18 protein-coding genes, 1 tRNA gene and 1 pseudogene are annotated in these 18491 nt (G+C 57.9%); 10 read left to right on the plus strand and 10 right to left on the minus strand.

The window, feature by feature from the left end; translation table 11 throughout:
• Positions 1 to 446: pseudogene (locus NW844_RS07380) on the plus strand (hypothetical protein); the annotation flags it as partial.
• A 56-nt stretch (positions 447 to 502) separates the two neighbouring features.
• Here NW844_RS07380 and cynS read toward each other — a convergent pair.
• From cynS to NW844_RS07400, 4 genes are all read right to left on the minus strand, one after another.
• Positions 503 to 949, minus strand: coding sequence for a cyanase (cynS, locus tag NW844_RS07385; protein WP_414334744.1), 447 nt, complete (start codon positions 947 to 949; stop codon positions 503 to 505).
• A 60-nt stretch (positions 950 to 1009) separates the two neighbouring features.
• Entirely contained in the window at positions 1010 to 1894 is an 885-nt protein-coding gene (locus NW844_RS07390; RefSeq protein WP_414334745.1) for an ABC transporter ATP-binding protein, read from the minus strand.
• Positions 1891 to 2721 carry a nitrate ABC transporter permease gene (ntrB, locus tag NW844_RS07395; protein ID WP_414334746.1) on the minus strand — a complete coding sequence of 277 codons (831 nt, stop codon included), beginning with the start codon at positions 2719 to 2721 and terminating at the stop codon, positions 1891 to 1893. Before ntrB ends, NW844_RS07390 begins: the two co-directional genes overlap by 4 nt.
• 102 nt (positions 2722 to 2823) lie before the next feature.
• Complete coding sequence (locus NW844_RS07400) at positions 2824 to 4377, minus strand: CmpA/NrtA family ABC transporter substrate-binding protein (protein ID WP_414334747.1); 1554 nt, start codon at positions 4375 to 4377, stop codon at positions 2824 to 2826.
• 230 nt (positions 4378 to 4607) lie between these two features.
• On the opposite strand from NW844_RS07400, the gene NW844_RS07405 reads away from it, so the two are divergent.
• Positions 4608 to 5612, plus strand: a complete 1005-nt coding sequence (locus NW844_RS07405; protein ID WP_414334748.1) for an o-succinylbenzoate synthase — start codon at positions 4608 to 4610, stop codon at positions 5610 to 5612.
• Here the strand turns inward: NW844_RS07405 and prfB are convergent.
• A protein-coding gene (gene prfB, locus NW844_RS07410; RefSeq protein WP_414334761.1) for a peptide chain release factor 2 occupies positions 5609 to 6740 on the minus strand; the annotation gives its coding sequence in 2 pieces (ribosomal slippage) (positions 5609 to 6667 and positions 6669 to 6740; 1131 coding nt in all). The genes NW844_RS07405 and prfB overlap by 4 nt on opposite strands.
• Before the next feature lie 242 nt (positions 6741 to 6982).
• Here prfB and NW844_RS07415 point away from each other — a divergent pair.
• Complete coding sequence (locus tag NW844_RS07415; RefSeq protein ID WP_414334749.1) at positions 6983 to 7393, plus strand: DUF4359 domain-containing protein; 411 nt, start codon at positions 6983 to 6985, stop codon at positions 7391 to 7393.
• Here the strand turns inward: NW844_RS07415 and NW844_RS07420 are convergent.
• From NW844_RS07420 to NW844_RS07430, 3 genes are all read right to left on the minus strand, one after another.
• Positions 7390 to 8511: a methyl-accepting chemotaxis protein gene (locus NW844_RS07420; RefSeq protein WP_414334750.1), complete on the minus strand. Its 1122-nt coding sequence runs from the start codon at positions 8509 to 8511 to the stop codon at positions 7390 to 7392. The two genes, NW844_RS07415 and NW844_RS07420, sit on opposite strands and share 4 nt — an antisense overlap.
• A gap of 267 nt (positions 8512 to 8778) precedes the next feature.
• Complete coding sequence (locus NW844_RS07425) at positions 8779 to 10062, minus strand: HD domain-containing phosphohydrolase (RefSeq protein WP_414334751.1); 1284 nt, start codon at positions 10060 to 10062, stop codon at positions 8779 to 8781.
• Positions 10063 to 10260: 198 nt separating this feature from the next.
• Positions 10261 to 10334 (minus strand) — tRNA-Pro (locus tag NW844_RS07430).
• Positions 10335 to 10458: 124 nt separating this feature from the next.
• Between NW844_RS07430 and NW844_RS07435 the strand changes: the two genes are divergently transcribed.
• A complete protein-coding gene (locus NW844_RS07435; RefSeq protein ID WP_414334752.1) occupies positions 10459 to 10914 on the plus strand; it encodes an HHL1-like protein in 456 nt (151 codons plus the stop codon).
• 10 nt (positions 10915 to 10924) lie between these two features.
• On the opposite strand, the gene NW844_RS07440 is transcribed toward NW844_RS07435, so the two are convergent.
• Complete coding sequence (locus NW844_RS07440; protein WP_414334753.1) at positions 10925 to 11836, minus strand: alpha/beta fold hydrolase; 912 nt, start codon at positions 11834 to 11836, stop codon at positions 10925 to 10927.
• Positions 11837 to 12185: 349 nt separating this feature from the next.
• Between NW844_RS07440 and NW844_RS07445 the strand changes: the two genes are divergently transcribed.
• Positions 12186 to 13619, plus strand: a complete 1434-nt coding sequence (locus tag NW844_RS07445) for a folate/biopterin family MFS transporter (protein WP_414334754.1) — start codon at positions 12186 to 12188, stop codon at positions 13617 to 13619.
• Between the two features lie 113 nt (positions 13620 to 13732).
• Here the strand turns inward: NW844_RS07445 and NW844_RS07450 are convergent, their stop codons facing one another.
• On the minus strand, positions 13733 to 14383 hold the full coding sequence (locus tag NW844_RS07450; RefSeq protein WP_414334755.1) for a CDP-alcohol phosphatidyltransferase family protein: 651 nt from the start codon (positions 14381 to 14383) through the stop codon (positions 13733 to 13735).
• 201 nt (positions 14384 to 14584) lie between these two features.
• Between NW844_RS07450 and NW844_RS07455 the strand changes: the two genes are divergently transcribed.
• The 5 genes from NW844_RS07455 (at position 14585) to NW844_RS07475 (ending at position 18431) form a co-directional block, all read left to right on the plus strand.
• Positions 14585 to 15571 (plus strand): ABC transporter ATP-binding protein, encoded by a 987-nt coding sequence (locus tag NW844_RS07455; RefSeq protein WP_414334756.1) that lies wholly within the window; start codon positions 14585 to 14587, stop codon positions 15569 to 15571.
• 76 nt (positions 15572 to 15647) lie between these two features.
• Positions 15648 to 16580, plus strand: coding sequence for a nucleoside hydrolase (locus tag NW844_RS07460; protein WP_414334757.1), 933 nt, complete (start codon positions 15648 to 15650; stop codon positions 16578 to 16580).
• 35 nt (positions 16581 to 16615) lie between these two features.
• The gene (pgsA, locus tag NW844_RS07465) at positions 16616 to 17170 is read left to right on the plus strand and encodes a CDP-diacylglycerol--glycerol-3-phosphate 3-phosphatidyltransferase (protein ID WP_414334758.1); all 555 of its coding nucleotides are present in this window, start codon (positions 16616 to 16618) and stop codon (positions 17168 to 17170) included.
• Positions 17145 to 17663 (plus strand): crossover junction endodeoxyribonuclease RuvC, encoded by a 519-nt coding sequence (ruvC, locus tag NW844_RS07470; protein WP_414334759.1) that lies wholly within the window; start codon positions 17145 to 17147, stop codon positions 17661 to 17663. Before pgsA ends, ruvC begins: the two co-directional genes overlap by 26 nt.
• 114 nt (positions 17664 to 17777) lie before the next feature.
• Positions 17778 to 18431, plus strand: a complete 654-nt coding sequence (locus NW844_RS07475) for an LON peptidase substrate-binding domain-containing protein (protein WP_414334760.1) — start codon at positions 17778 to 17780, stop codon at positions 18429 to 18431.
• Positions 18432 to 18491 lie beyond the last annotated feature (60 nt).

Consider the following 18491-nt stretch of genomic DNA (forward strand, 5'->3'; position numbering starts at 1 on the left):
TTAAAATTCCGAGCCAGAAAGGGGACTCCGTCTTGCATGGGCAGTTGGAAAAGGGGTTTTCCTTTGCGTTTTGCCTCTACCGGCGTCCTTTTCGGCAGCCCTTGCGCACCCGCTACGGCCTATGGTCTGTCCGCGAAGGGATCCTGATCCGGCTGACGGATCTGGAGACGGGTCAGCAGGGCTATGGGGAGATTGCTCCCCTCCCCTGGTTGGGCAGCGAGACTTTGGAGCAAGCGCTGGCGTTTTGCCAGCAGTTGCCGGCTGAGCTATCCGAGGTGCAGATTGAAGGGATCCCAGCAACTCTGCCCGCCACTCGCTTTGGCTTGGAATGCGCCTGGCTGGCCTGTCGGGATCCCGGCTGGCTGGCCAGGGATCTCTACGGGCTTGCTTTCTGCGGACTTGCTCTTTGTGGGCTTTTTAGGAAAACTGCACCCCCAGGTTCCTAGCTCAACTACTAGCTTGACTTTACAGGCAGTTAAGACTCGGCTCATGTATCCTACCTCTACCACTTCTTGTAGGGCAGGAACTTACCAGACATGATCACTTTAACGCGATCTCCTTTAGGGTCTTCTTCCTTTTGTATATCTAAGGTAAAGTCAATAGCGCTCATAATCCCATCGCCAAACTTCTCATGAATTACTGCTTTTATTGGCATGCCATATACCTGTACAATCTCGTAGAAGCGATAGATCAAAGGATCTGTCGGCACCACTGGCCCTAGACCTTTCAGTGGGCATTCAGTCAATTCTTTTGCTACAACAGCGTCCAGTTCTAAGATCTCAGTAATTTTTTTCGCTTCTTCTAAAGAGGCGCTTGCCTGACGATAAAAAACCGCTGCAATCCACACCTCATCTCGGCCTATCCTCTGCTCTAAATCAGCAAAGGTTAGCCCCTTCTCAGCTTTAGCGGCCAATAGCTTCTTAGTAATCTCTGGGATGGTTGTGCTCATTGTAGCCTCCTAAATTTCAGATGTATCGGCTTCGTGAAAGCTCCTACTACAGTTTATTCCTCAAACCCGGATCCGTGATTCCTCAACAGCACGAGTTTCTTGAGAAAGGTGATGTTCCATAGCTGCCTTGAGAGCATGATAGCCTGGCTGCTGATCTAAGCTGTCTCGATGGCGAGGACGGGTAAACGGGACATCTAGAATCTGAGCAATGCGAGCCTCTGGCCCCCGAGTCATCATGACAATTCGATCCGACAGCAACAGTGCTTCTTCAATGCTGTGGGTAATCAAGATGACAGTTTTCCGTTGTGACTCCCAAATTCGCTCAACTTCATCCTGAAGGAATCCTCGCGTCAGGGCATCTAAAGCGCCAAATGGCTCATCCATGAGCAAAATTTGTGGATCAGTTGCCAGAGCTCGAGCAATTGCTACCCGCTGCTTCATCCCTCCAGATAATTCGTGAGGATATTTCTTTTCTGCCCCCCGCAACCCTACTAGGTCTATGAAAGATTGTACCAACTGCTTCTGCTGAGCCAAAGTCATCTGCGGGTGTACAGTTTCGACAGCAAAACGGATGTTTTCTCCTACTGTCATCCAGGGCATAAGAGCATAGTTTTGAAAGACAATGCCACGATCAGATCCGGGGGAATGAACCTCTTGACCATTGATCAATACTTGTCCAGTAGAGGGCTGTGAGAGACCTGCAATGATATTAAGCAATGTCGACTTACCACAACCAGAAGGACCGATAATCGAGACAAAAGTGTTGGCTTCTACCACTAAATCGATGGGTGCAAGAGCGACGTAATCAACCGAAGCACGACCAATGAGCCGATCCATAAAGCCACGACGACCGGGGTAGATCTTGGTGACTTGGCGCAACTGCAACTGCGGAATCCGCTCCAAGCCAGCAGAACTCGAGGTATAGGAAGGAGAAGTAACTTTCATGACCTCACCCAAAATGCGACCCAACGTTGCAACAATACAAACAACCAATCTAGCAGAAGACCCACAACACCGATAACAACAATTGCAGTAATGATACTGGTAATTTGAAGGTTATTCCATTCGTTCCAGATAAAATAACCCAGGCCAGTACCTCCCACCAGAATTTCGGCAGCTACGATTACCAGCCAGGCAATACCGATGCTGATGCGCAAGCCGGTTATGATGCTTGGCGCTGCTGCAGGCAGAATTACCTTAAGGATAGTACGCCAACGGGACGCCCCTAAAGAGCGAGCCACATCCAAGTAAGCTCGATCCACATTACTTACCCCAAACTTAGTATTAATTAGGGTGGGCCAAATGCTAGTAATAGCAATGACAAACAAGGCGGCGCTTTCTGAGCTTTTCAGAATGCCTAAACCCAGAGGCAGCCACGCTAGTGGTGAAACTGGCTTTAGCAACTGAATGTAGGGATCAATTGCCCGTGAAGTCACCTCCGAAAGACCCACCAGTACTCCAAGAGGGATGGCGATCAAGGAGCCAATGGTAAATCCAATCGCCACTCGCTGTAAGCTTGCCAGCAGATGCCAACCAATGCCTCTATCGTTAGGGCCATAATCGTAAAAGGGATCCGAAACCCACCCCCAAATAGTTACCAAGGTTCTACTGGCAGGGGGAATTAATGGAGAAAATACTCCGCCGCGTGCTCCGGCCTCCCAAACTACCAAAATCAAAAGCAAAGAGATCATAAACAAAGCAAATGCCTGCCGATTAGTACCCGGTAGGATCGAACGAATCCATCGCCCTGGCATAGCGGGAAGAAAGGACATTGTACCTCCAACGGGTTAAGGAAAAAATCTAGAGAAAATTTTAGTGCAATGGGATCGTCATCAACTGTTCAGTTTAAACAGATGGGATCCCTATCTGAGGGTCTAAACCCCAAACTTCTCGATTTGAGCTTGAATGTAAGCGACAGGATTACTAGGATCGAAGGTATCAAACTTCAGGGTTTCAACCCTTAGGTTTTCGGTAGGCGGGTTTTGTCCTAGCTCTCGAGCCAGCTCACGGGCCAAGTCTGTCAGGAAGATATCCTGAGTGATCTGAGGATAATCTGCGTCCGCCTCTGATAGGAGATTCCAGCGCACCAATTGGCTAATGATCCAGTAAGCAAAGCTCTGCCAGGGGTAGGGATCAAAATCAATCCGATTAGGAATGTTGAAGCTATTGCCTAACCCATCCTCAAATTGACCCGTCAGCACGGCAGTCACCACCGCCTCTGGCTGATTCAGAAACTCCCGCGGAGAAATAGCCTTGGCGATCTCGGCTCGATTTCCTGACTGGCTGGCATAGCTGGCTGCGTCGATGATCGCTTTGTTCACTGCTCGGAAGGTGTTTGAGTTCGCATCAATCCAGCTTTGACCAGCAGCGAAAACACAGCAGGGATGTCCTGGCCAAAGATCTTTACTCAGCATATGGATAAAGCCTACTCCCTCAAACACCGCCCGTTGGTTAAACGGGTCTGGCATCAACATGGCATCGATATCCCCTACCGCCATGCGAGCTACACTATCCGGCGGCGGCACAGGGTTAATCTGTACATCGGTGTCGGGATTGAGACCTCCGACAGCTAGGTAGTAGCGTAGCAGTAGGTTATGCATTGAGTATGGAAAGGGAACGCCGATTGTGAAACCTTTGAAGTCAGCAGGGCCTTTCACAGTGTTTTTGTACTTGTTGGCAATGGTAATGGCCTGGCCGTTGATGTTCTCGAGGCTAGCCACCCTAATCGGGAAAGCTGTAGATCCTAGGCCCAAGGTAATGGCAATAGGCATTGGGGAGAGCATGTGATAAGCATCTAATTCTCCGGCGATGGCAGAATCCCGCACCGCAACCCAACTAGGCATTTTCACCAACTGCACATTCAACCCATGCTTCTCATAGAACTTCAGGGGCTTGGCCATGATGATCGGGGTGGCACAGGTAATGGGAATAAACCCAATTCTCAGATCCGTTTTCTCAAGGGATCCCTGAGCTTGAACAGACAGTTCCTGTTGTCCTTGAGTGGCTGCCAACCCAATCACTGAAGCTGCCACCAACACCTGAGTCAAAAAACGCCGCCGCGAATAAGACCCTGTCCGAAGGGTATCCGTAAAAAATTCGGCTGCCTGAGGTCCAAAAGCCGCTACCATCGCTTGATCTAGACCGCCCGCTTGCCAAATCAGCTCCCGTAAAATTGGCTCCTTTTCTGGGTTACGCCGACTAAAGCGCTCCAAGACCAGCGTCTCTAGCATCTCAGTGCGGCTGATCTGATCCGCAAGCTTCAACACCTGCGGCCGATAAACTCCCATCTTGATTAAGTCATCCGCCAGATCCGCTGGACTTTGTGGCATGGAAGCAAGGAATTCACTGTGATCCTGTGGAGCATGTGAACCACCACAGGGACACCGTTGTGAGTCAAGGGTGAAGACTTTGTCAGTGGAAAACTGCATAGAGCCTCTCTCTTCTGCCAAAAGAGTGAACCAACGCTTCTTTCCTCACCTCAATCGTAGTAAGGAGATACTCAGTGAAAGTTACGTTATGTCTTCAACTTGATTCTGTAGCTTCAACTACAGTAAGAACATGGGCCTAGCTGTCTTACTTGCAGCATCTCTCTAGGCTCTGAGATTCCTTCTTTACCCGTAGCTCCTTATCCGGACGATCCTCAAAGGCAGAGAAAAACGTGCTGAGCTTCGAGTTTTGCCTCTACCGGCGTCCTTTTCGGCAGCCCTTGCGCACCCGCTACGGCCTATGGTCTGTCCGCGAAGGGATCCTGATCCGGCTGACGGATCTGGAGACGGGTCAGCAGGGCTATGGGGAGATTGCTCCCCTCCCCTGGTTGGGCAGCGAGACTTTGGAGCAAGCGCTGGCGTTTTGCCAGCAGTTGCCGGCTGAGCTATCCGAGGTGCAGATTGAAGGGATCCCAGCAACTCTGCCCGCCACTCGCTTTGGCTTGGAATGCGCCTGGCTGGCCTGTCGGGATCCCGGCTGGCTGGCCAGGGATCTCTCGGGGCTTGCGTTTTGTGGGCTTTTGGGAAAAGCCGTCCCCGTAGGTTCCTACCCGGTTTACAAAGGCAAGGTGGGGGTGGATGCCTTTGAGCAGGAGTGGAAAAAGCTAGCAAGCTGGCTGGAGCAACTGCCGCCCGGAGCCCGGCTGCGCCTGGATGCCAACGGGGGGCTGACCCTAGCCGAGGCGCGGCGCTGGCTGGCCCTCTGCGACCAGCTCAATCAGGAGTGGCCGGGCAAGATCGAGTTTTTCGAGCAGCCTCTGCCCCCGGAGCAGCACGCTGACTTGATCCAACTGAGCCGCGAGTTTCAAACTCCCCTTGCTCTGGATGAGTCAGTGGCCGGCCTGGAGCAGTTGCAAGCTGTCCACCGGTCGGGCTGGCAAGGGATCCTGGTGGTCAAGCCCTCTTTGGTCGGATCCGGTCTTGCCCTGAGGGACTACCTCAGCCAACACCCGGGCTTGGATCTGGTGTTTTCCTCGGCCCTGGAAACCCCTATTGGCGCTTGGCACGGCCTAGTTTGGGCGGGATCCCTGCAGGCAAAAACAGCCCATCCCAGAGCCTTGGGATGGGGGGTGGGGGAGTTTTTCCCAGAGTGGGATCCCGTTCAATTGGGCGCGATCTCGGCGTCGGAGCGGGCAGCCCTGATGCAGGCGGTGTGGGAGCGCCACAGCCGGCCCTAGACTGCAGCAGCCTGCTGTTTGGCATGTTCCTGCCGCAGGTAGGCCTGGATAAAGTGCATCAGCTCCTCCGGTTCGCCATTCATAAACGCCTCGACATTGTAGGTTTCGGCGTTGGTGCGGTGGTCTTTGATCAACTTGTAAGGATCGAAGGTGTAGGTGCGGATCCGGCCCCCAAAGCCCTGGGTCACCATTTCGCCGCGGATCTCGGCCAGCTTTTGCCGGCGCTTTTCCTCTTCCAATTCGATGAGCTTCGCCTTCAGGATCTGGATGGCCCGCTCCTTATTTTGCAGTTGGGAACGCTCCTCGGTGCAGCGCACGGCAATGCCGGTGGGCTTGTGGATGACACGCACCGCCGTTTCCACCTTGTTGACGTTTTGGCCGCCTGCCCCGCCGGAACGAGAAGTCTCGAACTCCAGATCCTCCATCCTCAGCTCGAACTCATTCTCTTCCTCCAGGATGGGCATGACCTCGACGCCGGCAAAGCTGGTCTGGCGCTTGCCGTTGGCGTTGAAGGGGCTGATGCGCTCCATGCGGTGGTTGCCCTTCTCGGCGGAAAGATACCCATAGGCGTAGGGCCCCTCGATCAACAGGGTGGCCGACTTGATGCCGGCCTCTGCCCCTTCCGAGTATTCCGAGAGGCTGACCTTGTAGCCCTGGTTTTCCGCCCAGCGGGTGTACATCTTCAGGAGCATCGCTGCCCAGTCTTGAGCGTCGGTTCCCCCCGCGCCGGCGGTAATGGTGAGGATGGCGCCGTTTTTGTCGTAGGGGCCGGAAAGCAGTTGCCGCAGCTCCCATTGGCCGAGCTCCCGCTCCACCGCCGCCAGGGATCCGGACACTTCCGCCAACAGCTCCGGGTCGGGATCCTCTTGCAACAGCTCCAGGGCGCTGGTGGCATCTTCCAGGCGATCCTTCCAGCGGTGGACTTGATCCCAGGAGGCCTTGAGGCTGTTGAGCTGTTGCAGGTGGCGGCGGGCCGCCTCGGCATCGTTCCAAAACTGCGGCTGCGCCGCCTCTTGCTCCAAAATGGCGATCTGTTGCTCTAGGCGGGGCAGGTCAAAGATAGTCCTGAGCACTGCTCAGGCGCGAGGTGAGCGATTCTAGGGTGCGTCTCAGATCGGCCAGTTCCATAGAGAGCATCAAGCTGCGCATCGGCTCCCATCCTAGCCTGTAGGCTAGCAATTCAACCAAGGGATCCAGCTCTTTTGCAGGTTTGCTGCAACACCGTGAACCGCATTCCTGGCCAATTGGGTGATCCCGCGCCGGCTCTAGGAGGCGACAGGGCGGCCTTAGGCGATGGCTTTTGCCGAAGGATCCCTGTCGAAGCACCTCAAGCCCGTAGCAGAATGGAAAATCTTGTTTCGGAGGCCGCTATGCTGAGGGTCTTTTCCTTGCTTTCCGGACTGGTTCTGGCCGGGGGTGTGGCTGCTCTGGCCATCACCAATCCCACCCCGGAAGCGTACGGGGCCTACGCAGGGGAACAGTTGGCTGCCTATGCCACGCGGGAATACTGCGCCCAGCTCCCGGCTTTTTTGCCCACCCTCATTGAGGAATGTCACGCCCTTGTGCAAGAGCTGCAACCGGAGTTGGCAGAGCTGTTCCTGCGCCAGACCCGCCGGCAAAACTTCATCCTCTTCAGCCTCTACAGCACCGATTTGTCGTTGCTTAACTTTGGCCCGCTGGGGATCTCTTTGCCCACCTACCACTTCCAAACTCTGGCGGTGGCAGGGCAGTTTTACACCTACGAGATCCGCGAGGGCCAGACCACTCCCAAAAAAGGCTAAACCTGGGCCCGCTCCAAGAGGGCTTGCAACTCCTCCAGGGCCGCCTGGGCCGACTGGGCCTGCTGGTAAAGGGATTGCACCATCTCGGCGCTGGCCTGGGCTGATTGCAGGGTGGATTGGCTTTGGCGTTGGATGCGCTCTGCCAAGCCGCGGATGCGGTTGCTGGCTTCGGTGGTGCGCCCTGCCAATTTGCGAATCTCCTGGGCAATGGCGCCAAAACCGCCACCTCCGCCGCTGCGGTTGGCCTCCACAGCCGCATTAAAGGAGAGCAGGCGAATATAGCCCGCCACCTCTACGATCAAGTCAACGATGGTGTTGATTTCTTTGAGCTCGCGGGAGAGCTCCTGGTTGCTGTCGGCAATTTCCTGAGATAGACGGCGAACGGCCTCTACTCCGGCAAAGGTGGCGGCAAAGGTGGATTTGCCCTTCTCCGAGAGCACCGAGCTGATCTCGATGATGCGGGCGTTGAGGCGGGCCAGTTCTTCGGAGCGCTGCTGGGCCTGGCGCCGCTCCCGATCTAGAGCGATGTTCTGGCTGAGGATCTCGGCCTTTTGCCGCTCCAGATCGCGGGCATACTGAAGGCTGCGGTTTTTCTCTTGCTCCAGCTCGGCCAAGATCCGTTGCATCTCCTCCTGCTGTTCTTGCAGCTTCCGCTGCGTGGCCAGATGCACCTGCGACTGGGCCACCAACAACACCGGCACATCCAAAAGGCGGTAGTCCTGGGAACCAACTTGTACCACCACCGGGTCGTAGATGGTCTCCTGGGGCCGCCGGAAGGCCTGGCTGGCCGCCGCGATGACATCGCAGTCGCCGGGGAGCAGCAAAAAGCCCCGTCCGTGGAACTCCACCATGGAGCTGATGGGCCGCTTCAAAAACACGTCTAGGCCATAGGGCTTGCTCAGCATCCACTCCAAAATGGCGCGGCGGGTCAACATCCCCTGCACCCGCGACCGCTCATCCAGCACGATGACCCCCGAAAGGCTGGGATCATCTTCTAGGCGGCGCACCACGTTCTCGCAGGTGGTGGACTCGCTCACCTGAAAGTCGACCAGAGCCAGATCGCGCAGCTTGGTGTTGATCGAGAGGGTGGGAGTGGGCGGATTGGTCAGGGTAGCCATCACAGGGATCCTCGGCGCGGGTTGGGCAGAGACAAGTGGCCAAGAATGTGCTATGTATAGAGGAGCACAGAGGCAGAGCTCTGCTCGCCTTTCCAGCGAACCGGTGGCAAACAGAGCCGGCCACCCTTAGTTTGGCTTGAGATCTTGTCTGCTGGCTACAAGCCTATACGGGATTGTGCGGAGAGATGCTCTTTCTTTTTCATTTGTGCTTTATTGGTGGGCAGGCGAGGAACCTGTTCTGAACCCAGGGGCTAAGGGGATCTGGGGTTAGCGAGCCTCTTGATAGCGGTGGTAGATCTCCAGGATTTCGCCGCGCCCGTGCTTAAAAGCTGCCACCACGTGGGGATCGAAGTGGCTGCCGCTGTTGTTTTCCACAAAGCGAAAGATCTCGTCTAGATCCCAGGCTGCTTTGTAGGGGCGGCGGCTGGCCAAGGCATCAAAGACATCGGCCAAAGCCACAATCCGCCCTTCCAGCGGGATCCCTTCGCCCTTGAGGCCCCGCGGGTAGCCGCTGCCATCGAACTTTTCGTGGTGGGTGAGGGCAATGATGGCGCTTTTTTTCATCAGCTCCGAGTCGGACTTGCTGAGGATCTCGTAGCCAATCTCAGGGTGGCGGTTCATGATCAGGCGCTCTTCAGGGGTGAGGGGGCCTGGCTTTTGCAAGATGGCATCCGGGATCCCGATTTTGCCCACATCGTGCAGGGGGCTGGCGTAGAAAATCAGCTCCTGTTCTCGGCTGGAGAGGCCCAACTCTTTGGCGAGAATGCGGGAGTAGTGGCTCATCCGCTTGAGGTGAAACGAGGTGTCTTGATCCCGGTATTCGGCAGCCTGGGCCAGACAGAAAATCGTTTCCAGGTGAGCGGCTTTCAGCTCTTCCCGCAAGCGCACATTTTGATAGGCAACCGCCGCCTGGGAAGCCAGGGCTTCGGCCACCCGGACTTCCAACTCAGAAAACGGCTGGCTCCAGTCAGCCACCTGGTTGGGCGCTGGGTCAGCAGGGCGATCCGGCCTGAGACGGTTCAAGAGTTGCAGGGCGCCGAGGATGTTTCCTGAGGGATCCCGCAGCGGCACCGTGAGCAAAGAGCGGGTGCGGTAGCCGGTTTGCTGATCTACTTGGGAGTTGAAGGCATAGGGCAAGCCCGGTGGCAAGCGATAGACGTCCGGCAAGTTCAAGCTCTCCCCAGTGAGCACCACATAGCCCACAATGCTGGAAGGAGTGAGGGGCAGGCGCAGATCCTGCAGCTCCTCGTTGCGGTTGACCACGAAAAAGCGCAACTCTTCTCCCTCCCGGATGAACAAGCTGGCGCCATCACAGCAGGTCAGCTCGCGGGCTTGGGCGACAATCAGTTCCAGCAGGCGCCTGAGATCCGTTTCCGAAGAAAGGGCGATCCCCACTTGAATGAGGCGTTGGCTGAGACGCAGGGCATCTGGGGTATCAAACCCGGTTTCGCGGGGGTGAAGGTCGAAGGGGGTGGCCAGGTGGGTCACGGTTGGTTCTCCATGGCAGAGTTTGGCAGCAGCGCGTTCACAATAGAACGGTAGCAGGGCCATGCGGCTCCTGCTGCTGCCCCAATCCCGTTGGGCGAGACCAGCCCAACAACACCCAAAGCACCCAGGTCTTGGGTTATCTCAAACCCAATTGAGGCACTCCCCAAGCGCCGTTGCCCCTTCTCCTTGCCAAGGCCCGTCTACTCTACATATTCTCCCGGCTGGGGAGCCGGGAGGCCAACGCGATTTTGCCCAAGCCCATCGGGATGACAGGATTCGAACCTGCGACCCCTTCGTCCCGAACGAAGTGCGCTACCAAGCTGCGCTACATCCCGCTGGTAGGCTTCTTCAACCGCCCACCAAGGCTCAATAAGTATAGCACGCCGGTCGGAGCAACCCTGGAAGGAAGGGATCCAATCTGCGCTAAGCTGCAAAAACACCCCTCTTGTCAAGCCAGGTATGAGTCAGTCCAAGGGTTTCAGCCCATCCAGGCCGGAGAAAAAGCCGGCCAAAGCCAACACGGCCAAGCGCAAGGAAGCCGCCAAACGCTACGACGAGCTGAAAGCCAAGGGGATGCCGGAGTTCAACATCTTTGTTCGACATCGCCAGCCCGCGCCCGGCAAGCCCAACCCCTGGCTGCCGGTGGGATCCCTGGCGGTGGGGCGTTCCGGTGCCATTCACCAGGCCATTTTCCAAAATGAAGAAGAGCTCAAAAAAGCAGCCGTGAGGCTGTTTCCCCGTCTTAGTAAAGTGAAAGATGACCTAGAGTTTGGGTTTCGCCTCAAAGATCCAGACTTCCAAGACGAGCCGATCCAGGTGGCGATCCGGCCCCAGCCCTCGCCCCTTCAAGTTTGGATGACCAAAATACGGAGTTGGTTGGGCCTATCTGCTCAAAAAACTTCCCCAAAAACCTGAGGACAGCCTGTCAAACAGCCGCAAAGGCTCTGGGCAGCCAGCCCACAATCAGAGGGTTAACCACCTCTGGGCGTTCGTCATGGGGGCAATGGCCGGTATTGGGAATGGGCAAAAACTGGTAGTCGATCCCCTGCACATGGTTTTCAAAGCCGCATCCCCGTTGAATGGGCGTCCAGGGATCCTCTTCTCCCCAGAGCACCAACAGCGGACAGCGCACCTGGGGCAGCAGAGATTCGGGAGTGGGGCCGGGAGGAGCGGTGAGGATGGCAGCAAACACCTGCTGAGCGCCCACATCACAGGAAGGGGCATAGAGGAGCTCCACCAGCTCATCGGTAATGGCGGCGGGGTTGCGATATACCTGTTTCAGGGTGGCACGGATCCGCTGCCGCTGCCGCACCCGATCAAACACCCACGGCCCGGTCGCCGGAGAGGCTACCAGGGCAGTAAAGGCGGCCATGAAAACGCGGAAAATCGGGTTGAGCTCGTGGGAGCGGTGGTTCAGGCCGCCGGCACAGTTGAGCAGCACCGCCCCTGCGGCCAGTTGAGGGTGTTGGGCGGCCATCATCAAGCTGAGCAAGGCCCCGATGGAATTGCCAATAAACACCGCCGGCTGCTGCACGTGCTGCTGCCAAAAATCCGCCAGCAACTCCGCCCACAGATCTAGGCTGTAGGGGAGAGCAGGCTTGGCCGAGCCACCAAACCCCAGCAAATCCAGGGCATAGACCCGGTATCCCGCCTCAGCCAGCACGGGGATGTTGTGCCGCCAATGGCCGATGGAAGCCCCAAAGCCATGCACCAAGACCAGCGGAGATCCGGATCCCTGCACCACGTAGCGAATGGCATGGCCGCGCCAGCTCCAGACTTGAGGAGCAAAAGGCGCGATGACATCAGCCGCCCAACCGGCAGGAGAAGCAGTGAACACAGCCAGAAAGAGGTGGAAATGTTCTGAGACTACTCCTTCATCCTACTGCCACTCTGGAATAGCCTCGTCTTCTGGCCCTCACCCCCCAACCCCTCTCCCAGAGAGAGGGAAGTCACGGCTTCTCTAGACTAGAAATGACTCCCAAATGCTCACATCCGGCTGCTGCCGACCAGTGCGGGCTCGGAATCTGGGCAAGTATCCACCAGTCCAGTTGTTTTAGAGCGTGGCCCCTGGTGCCCGCAAGCCGGTTGGACGGGTTAGAGTAAAGGGACTGTTAAGATTTCTGATGGTTTTGCGGTTGCCGAGGCAACACTGCGCAAATGTAACACTACGCAACTCTGCACCCCCCATGCTCCATCCTCTGCTGCAACGGCTGCGCTCCTCCACCCTGACCCCGCTGCGGGATATCCACTGGACACCAGAGCTATTCGGGATCCTCTTGGTGTACTTTGTGCAGGGGGCGCTGGGCTTGGCACGGCTGGCCACCAGCTTTTATCTGAAAGATAGCTTGGGCCTCAGCCCGTCGCAGGTGGCAGCGTTGATGGGCGTTGCCATGAGTCCCTGGATCCTCAAACCCCTCTACGGCCTGCTGTCGGATACCGTGCCCGTAGCGGGCTACCGCCGTCGTCCTTACCTCTTGCTTTCTGGGCTTCTGGGGTGCGTGGCTTGGCTGGGCATGGCGCTGTGGGCGCCGACGGCTGGGCTGGCCACCCTGTGGATGGTTTTGGGATCCCTGGCGGTGGCGGTGGGAGATGTGATCGTGGATTCGCTGGTGGTGGAGCGGGTACATGGCCATGACTGGGCAGGGACGGGCACGCTGCAATCTTTGACTTGGGGGGCAACGGCCTTGGGATCCCTGCTCACCGCCTATTTGGGAGGGGCGCTCTTGGCCCATTATTCGCCGCAGGTGGTGTTTGGGCTGACGGCCTTTTTGCCGTTGTTCATCGCTCTAGCGGCTTGGGTGATTGTCGATCAGCCGGTGGCGTTGTCTCAAGGCTGGGATCCCTTGCAGCAACAGGTGCGCCAGGTGTGGCGGGCGCTGCGGCAGCCCAGCATTCTGCTGCCGGTGCTGTTTGTATTCGTTTGGCAGGCCACTCCCAGCGCCGATGTGGCTCTTTTTTACTTTGTTACCAACGACCTCGGCTTTGGGCCGGAATTTTTGGGTCAGGTGCGCTTGGCAACCAGCATGGCCAGCCTGCTGGGGGTCGGGATCTTCCAGGTGTATCTGCGGCGGATCCCACTGCGGCCCCTATTCGGCTGGATGACGGTGCTCTCGGCGGGATTGGGCCTGACCAGCCTCATTTTGGTCTATCACCTCAATCGGGATTGGGGCATCGACGATCACTGGTTTAGCTTGGGGGACAGCTTGGTGCTGACGGTGGCCGGGCAAATTGCCTTCATGCCGGTGCTGGTCTTGGCCGCCCGCCTTTGCCCCCCTGGGATCGAGGCCACCCTCTTTGCCCTGCTGATGTCGGCTTTTAATCTGGCGGGGTTTCTCTCCCAAGAGCTGGGATCCCTGCTGATGCATGGGCTGGGGGTGACGGAGACCGATTTCAGCCGGCTGGGGCTGCTGCTGATCCTGACCAACCTTTCCACCCTCTTGCCCTTGCCGTTTTTGGGCTGGCTGCCGGAAGGAGCCGATCGCCTGAGCGGTGCGGAGCACTATTCAGAGGCGGAAGCCCAGGCCTCTCTGGAAGCTTTTTTGCAGGATGTGCGCCCAGAAGAGACCGAGGCTGCTTTGGCGATAGAAGGGGTCGCTCTGGTCGAAACCGACTTGAATTAGAGTTGGTTTCAAACCTGATGAAGACACTCCCCAATCACTCCGCGCCGCTTCCCTCACCCCCAACCCCTCTCCCAGAGGGAGAGGGGAGTTAGGAAGCTGGGTGACGAACCGTTTTACTGTTGCCAGTCTGACCTTGGAGCAGAAAAGGATCCCAGCGCCCAGATCAACCGCTGCGCAGCGCTGAAGAGCACCAGAATCGCCATCAGCCCAAACAAACCCACCATGTACTCGGGGAAAAGGAAAAACAAACTGTAGAGAAAGATGGTTTCGCTGCCCTCGATCAGCCCAGGCGGCATGGTTAGGCTGGTCAGTTCCCCTAAGGACTCTGTCCCGTTGATGCAAACAACCCTTCGCCGTTTTTCCAGCAGCCCCGCCAGGTACATCCAAGCGCAAAGGTTGATGTAAAAGCTGGCCAGCATCAGGGCCAGAAATGCATAGCCTGCCAGGGATCCCTGGTGAAAGGCCAGCCCCAGGGGAACGACCGCATACACCACCACATCCAGCAGCATATCCAGGTAGCCGCCCAGATCGCTTTGCCGCCCCTGCAGCCGAGCCAAGGTGCCATCTAGCCCATCCATCAACCGGTTCAGCAGCCACAGGCCCAGCCCCCATCCATAAGCCCCGTAGGCCGCTGCTGCGCCAGAGGCCAGGCCCACCGCAAACCCCGACAAGGTAATGACCAGGGGATGCACCCGTTGGAGAGGGGTTTGCAGCACCGGAGCCAAGAGCCGCTCCTTCCACTGCCTCAGGGTTTTATCCAGCAAGGAACACTCCTTTGAGAGTCGCCCGTTGGGAGCTAACTTGGAACTCATCATCCCAGATCCAGAAGGCGAGCGTGTAGGCTGAGACAGACTTAAGCTGGGCCAAGCCCGCTGGGTAAACTTAAGAAAGAAGGGGCCAAGCACTGGTCAACCCAGCAAGTGGCGCTTCCAGAAGGCTGAGCAACCCTGACCCCGGACACCCCCATGAGCGAGACTCTTGCTCCTGCGCTAGAGGCGACTGACCTCCATCCCGAACCGGCCATCGCCATCTCCGGCTTGACCAAAACCTATCGCACTGGCTTTTGGTTGAACAAGGTGGTCAGCCCCCTCAAGGATTTTTCTTTGACAGTGGCCCGCGGCGAGACCTTTGGGCTGTTGGGGCCCAACGGGGCCGGCAAAACCACCACGATCAAATGCCTGCTGGGGATTGTGGAGCCCACCAGCGGCAGCGGCACGCTCTTGGGCAAACCTTTGGGGGATCGCTCCATCAAGCAACAGGTGGGCTATTTGCCGGAGAACCCCTATTTTTACGATTACCTGACAGCATGGGAATTTCTCCATTTTGCCGGCAAGCTGTTTCGCCTGCCCGATAGCCTTCTCAGGGAGCGGATCCCGCAACTGCTGGAGCTGGTGGGGCTTTCTGTAGATACGGCCCGCAAAAAACAACTGCGCACCTACTCCAAGGGCATGCTGCAGCGCACCGGCATGGCCCAAGCCCTGATCAACGACCCGGAGCTGGTGTTTCTGGATGAGCCGATGTCGGGGCTGGATCCCATGGGCCGCTACCAGATGCGGGAGATCATCTTGTCCCTCAAGCAACAGGGCAAAACGGTGTTCTTTAACAGCCACATCCTGGGGGATGTGGAGGTGATCTGCAACCGCGTCGGCCTGATCGTCGGCGGCAAATTGGTGCAGCAGGGGACGTTGGACGAGCTGCTGGGCCAGAGCAAAAGCTACCGCGTGCAAGGGCACGGTGGCGCCATCGACCAGTTCCGCGACTGCCTAGGGCACTTCTCGATCCAGGGATCCCATTGGTCGGGGGAATGGAGCGGATCCCTGCCGGAGCTGCTGACCCTTCTCAGCCAGGCGGGGGCGGTGGTGACCGATTTGCATTGGCAGCGGCAATCTTTGGAAGAATTCTTTGTCAATCAGGTGCGGGCTATCGAAGGCGATCATCCCGTCTCTGCCTAGACTTGCCCCACCCCAGTTGCTCTCCAGCGCAGCAGAAAAGCCTACACTGGGGGAGTAAGCCGCTACCGGGATCCCTATGGTGCCCCTGATCATCGATTGCGACCCCGGCCAAGACGATGCGGTGGCCCTGCTGCTGGCAATGGCCTCACCTGAGCTGCAGTTGCTGGGCATTACCACGGTGGCTGGCAATGTCTCTGTGGAGAAGACCAGCCGCAACGCGCGGCAGATCTGCGAGTTGGCCGGTCAGCCGCAGATGGGAGTCTATGCCGGCTGCCCTCGCCCCCTCTTGCGCCCCCTGGAAACTGCTGAGGACGTGCATGGCAAAAGCGGGATCGACGGCGCCAATTTGCCGGAGCCGCAGATGCCGCTGGGATCCCGGCACGCGGTGCAATTTCTCATCGAGACCCTGATGGCTGCCCCTGAGCCGGTTACCCTGGCGCTGCTGGGCCCGATGACCAACTTGGCGGTGGCCCTGGTGCAGCAGCCCCGGCTTGTGGAGCGCATCGGGCGGCTGGTGTTCATGGGAGGATCTGCCTTTGAGGGCAATGTCACCCCGGCAGCCGAGTTCAACATCCTCACCGATCCCCACGCCGCCCAGATCGTGCTCAGCGCCGGGATCCCAGAGGTGGTGATGCTGGGTCTGCACGTCACCCAACAAGTCCTCAGCACGCCGGAGCGGATCGAGCGGATTCGCGCCCTCAACACCCAGGTGGGGCAGACGGTGGCCAACATGCTCACCTTTTACGGTAAGGTCGATGTGGAGCGCTACGGGTTGCCGGGGGGGCCCTTGCACGACCCTTGTGTTATCGCCTACCTCTTGCAGCCGCAGTTGTTTGAACTCAAGCCCTGCTATGTCGAGGTGGAAACGGCCAGCCCCTTGAACCTGGGCCGGACGGTGGTGGATCGCTGGGGATCCAGCGGCCGTCCCGCCAATGTCCAGGTGGCTTTTGGAGTAGATCCTGAAGGGTTCTACCACCTGCTCACCGAGCGCCTGGGCCGTTACCGATAATTCTGGTTAACTTTATCCTTGAGGCCAGATCTGAGGTGGACAATCCCGGCGCCGTCCAAAGTGTCAAACTGGCGTGGGTAAACCTGCCCACCGCCGTTACCCTGCTGCGGTTGGCAGGGATCCCCTTTGTTTTGCTGGGGCTGAGCCTGAGATCCCCGTTGGGAGAGCGGCTGGCCCTCTGGGCGTTTTTGCTGGCGGCGGCAACCGATTGGCTGGACGGCCACTTGGCCCGCCGCTATGGGCTGATCACCGATGTGGGCAAAGTTTTGGATCCTTTGGTGGATAAGCTGCTGGTGGTGGCGGCCCTGCTGGGCCTGCTGGAGCTGGGGCGGATCCCGGCCTGGGGAGTCTTTTTGCTGGTGGGGCGAGAGCTGGTCATTGCCGGTTGGCGGGCCAACCAAAGCCAAATCCGCGGCGCCAATCTCTGGGGCAAAGCCAAGACCGTGACCCAAATCCTGGCCATTGCTCTGCTGATTTTGGGGTGGCCGGGCGGGATCCCTTGTTTTTGGGTGGCGGTGGTTCTCACCCTGATCTCTGGCCTGACCTATTTGCACAACGATGGTGTTGCCAAATCCTCCCCGTCGCGATAGCGGCGCGGAGCGCTATGATGAGCAGCGCATCCTCGGGTTGGATCCGGGCCTGGGAACTTTGGGTTTTGGTTGCATTCTGGCGGGATCTGCCGGGTTAAAACCCGTGGATTATGGGGTGATCAGCACCCCTAGCCAACACTCGATGCCGGAACGGCTGCAAACGCTGTACGAGGACTTGAGCCAGTTGCTGTGCCAACTGCGCCCGCATCAGGTGGGGCTGGAAAAGCTCTTTTTCTACAAAATGGGCAACACCATTGCCATCGCTCAAGCTCGTGGCGTGATCCTGCTCACCTTGGCCCAACATCACCTGGTGCCGGTGGAGTTTACCCCTGCCCAAGTCAAGCAAAGCCTGACAGGCTACGGACGCGCCGACAAACAGGCCGTACAAGCCGCCGTGGCCCGCGAGCTCAACCTGCCCAACCTGCCCCGTCCGGATGATGCCGCCGATGCCCTGGCTATCGCCATCACGGTCTGGCACCACCGCTTCTTTTGAGGGATCCCGGCCCCGTTCGACTTCAGCAAAGGCGACCAGATTGGCCGTTCGCGCTGGCGGGCCGAAGGCCTTTCAAGATGGGCTAGACTCAGTACAGCGAGAAGCACAAGCCCTATGCCTTCTTCTTCCGTGGATGTTCGCGAGCTGCCCCTGTTTCCCTTGCCGGAGGTGGTACTGTTTCCGGGCCGCCCCCTGCCGCTGCACATTTTCGAGTACCGCTACCGCATGATGATCAACACCATCCTGGAGACGGATCGCCGCTTCGGGGTGCTGATGTTCAATCCCCAGACGGGATCCCCGGTGCGGATAGGCTGTTGTGCTGAGGTGTTGCAGGTGCAGCGGTTGCCGGATGACCGCATGGACATTTTGACCTTGGGGCAGCAGCGCTTCCGCGTCCTGGATTACGTGCGGGAAAAGCCCTTCCGGGTGGGGCTGGTGGAATGGATCGAGGATGAGCCGACCACCTCTTCCGAGGAGCTGCAGAGCTGGGCGCGCCAGGTTACGACTCTCCTGCAGGACGTGGTGCGTCTTTCGGGCAAATTGATGGAGCGCGATACCGAGCTGCCGGAGCAGCTTCCCACCACCCCTGTAGAGTTGTCCTACTGGGTGGCCAGCCACTTCCAGGGAGCCCCTCAGGAGCAGCAAGCGCTGCTGGAAATGGTCAACACCGAAAGCCGGCTGCGCCGCGAAGCCGAAATTCTCGAGTCCACCCGCAAGCACCTGGCCGCCCGCACAGCCCTCAAGGATCTGTTTACAGAAATCTCCTGAGGTGCCTGTCAACCGGCCAGCTCTGCTCCCATCTGTTCTGGCAACTCTTGTGGATTTTAA

The organism is Synechococcus sp. H55.2 (assembly GCF_047462495.1).
GTDB lineage: Bacteria > Cyanobacteriota > Cyanobacteriia > Thermostichales > Thermostichaceae > Thermostichus.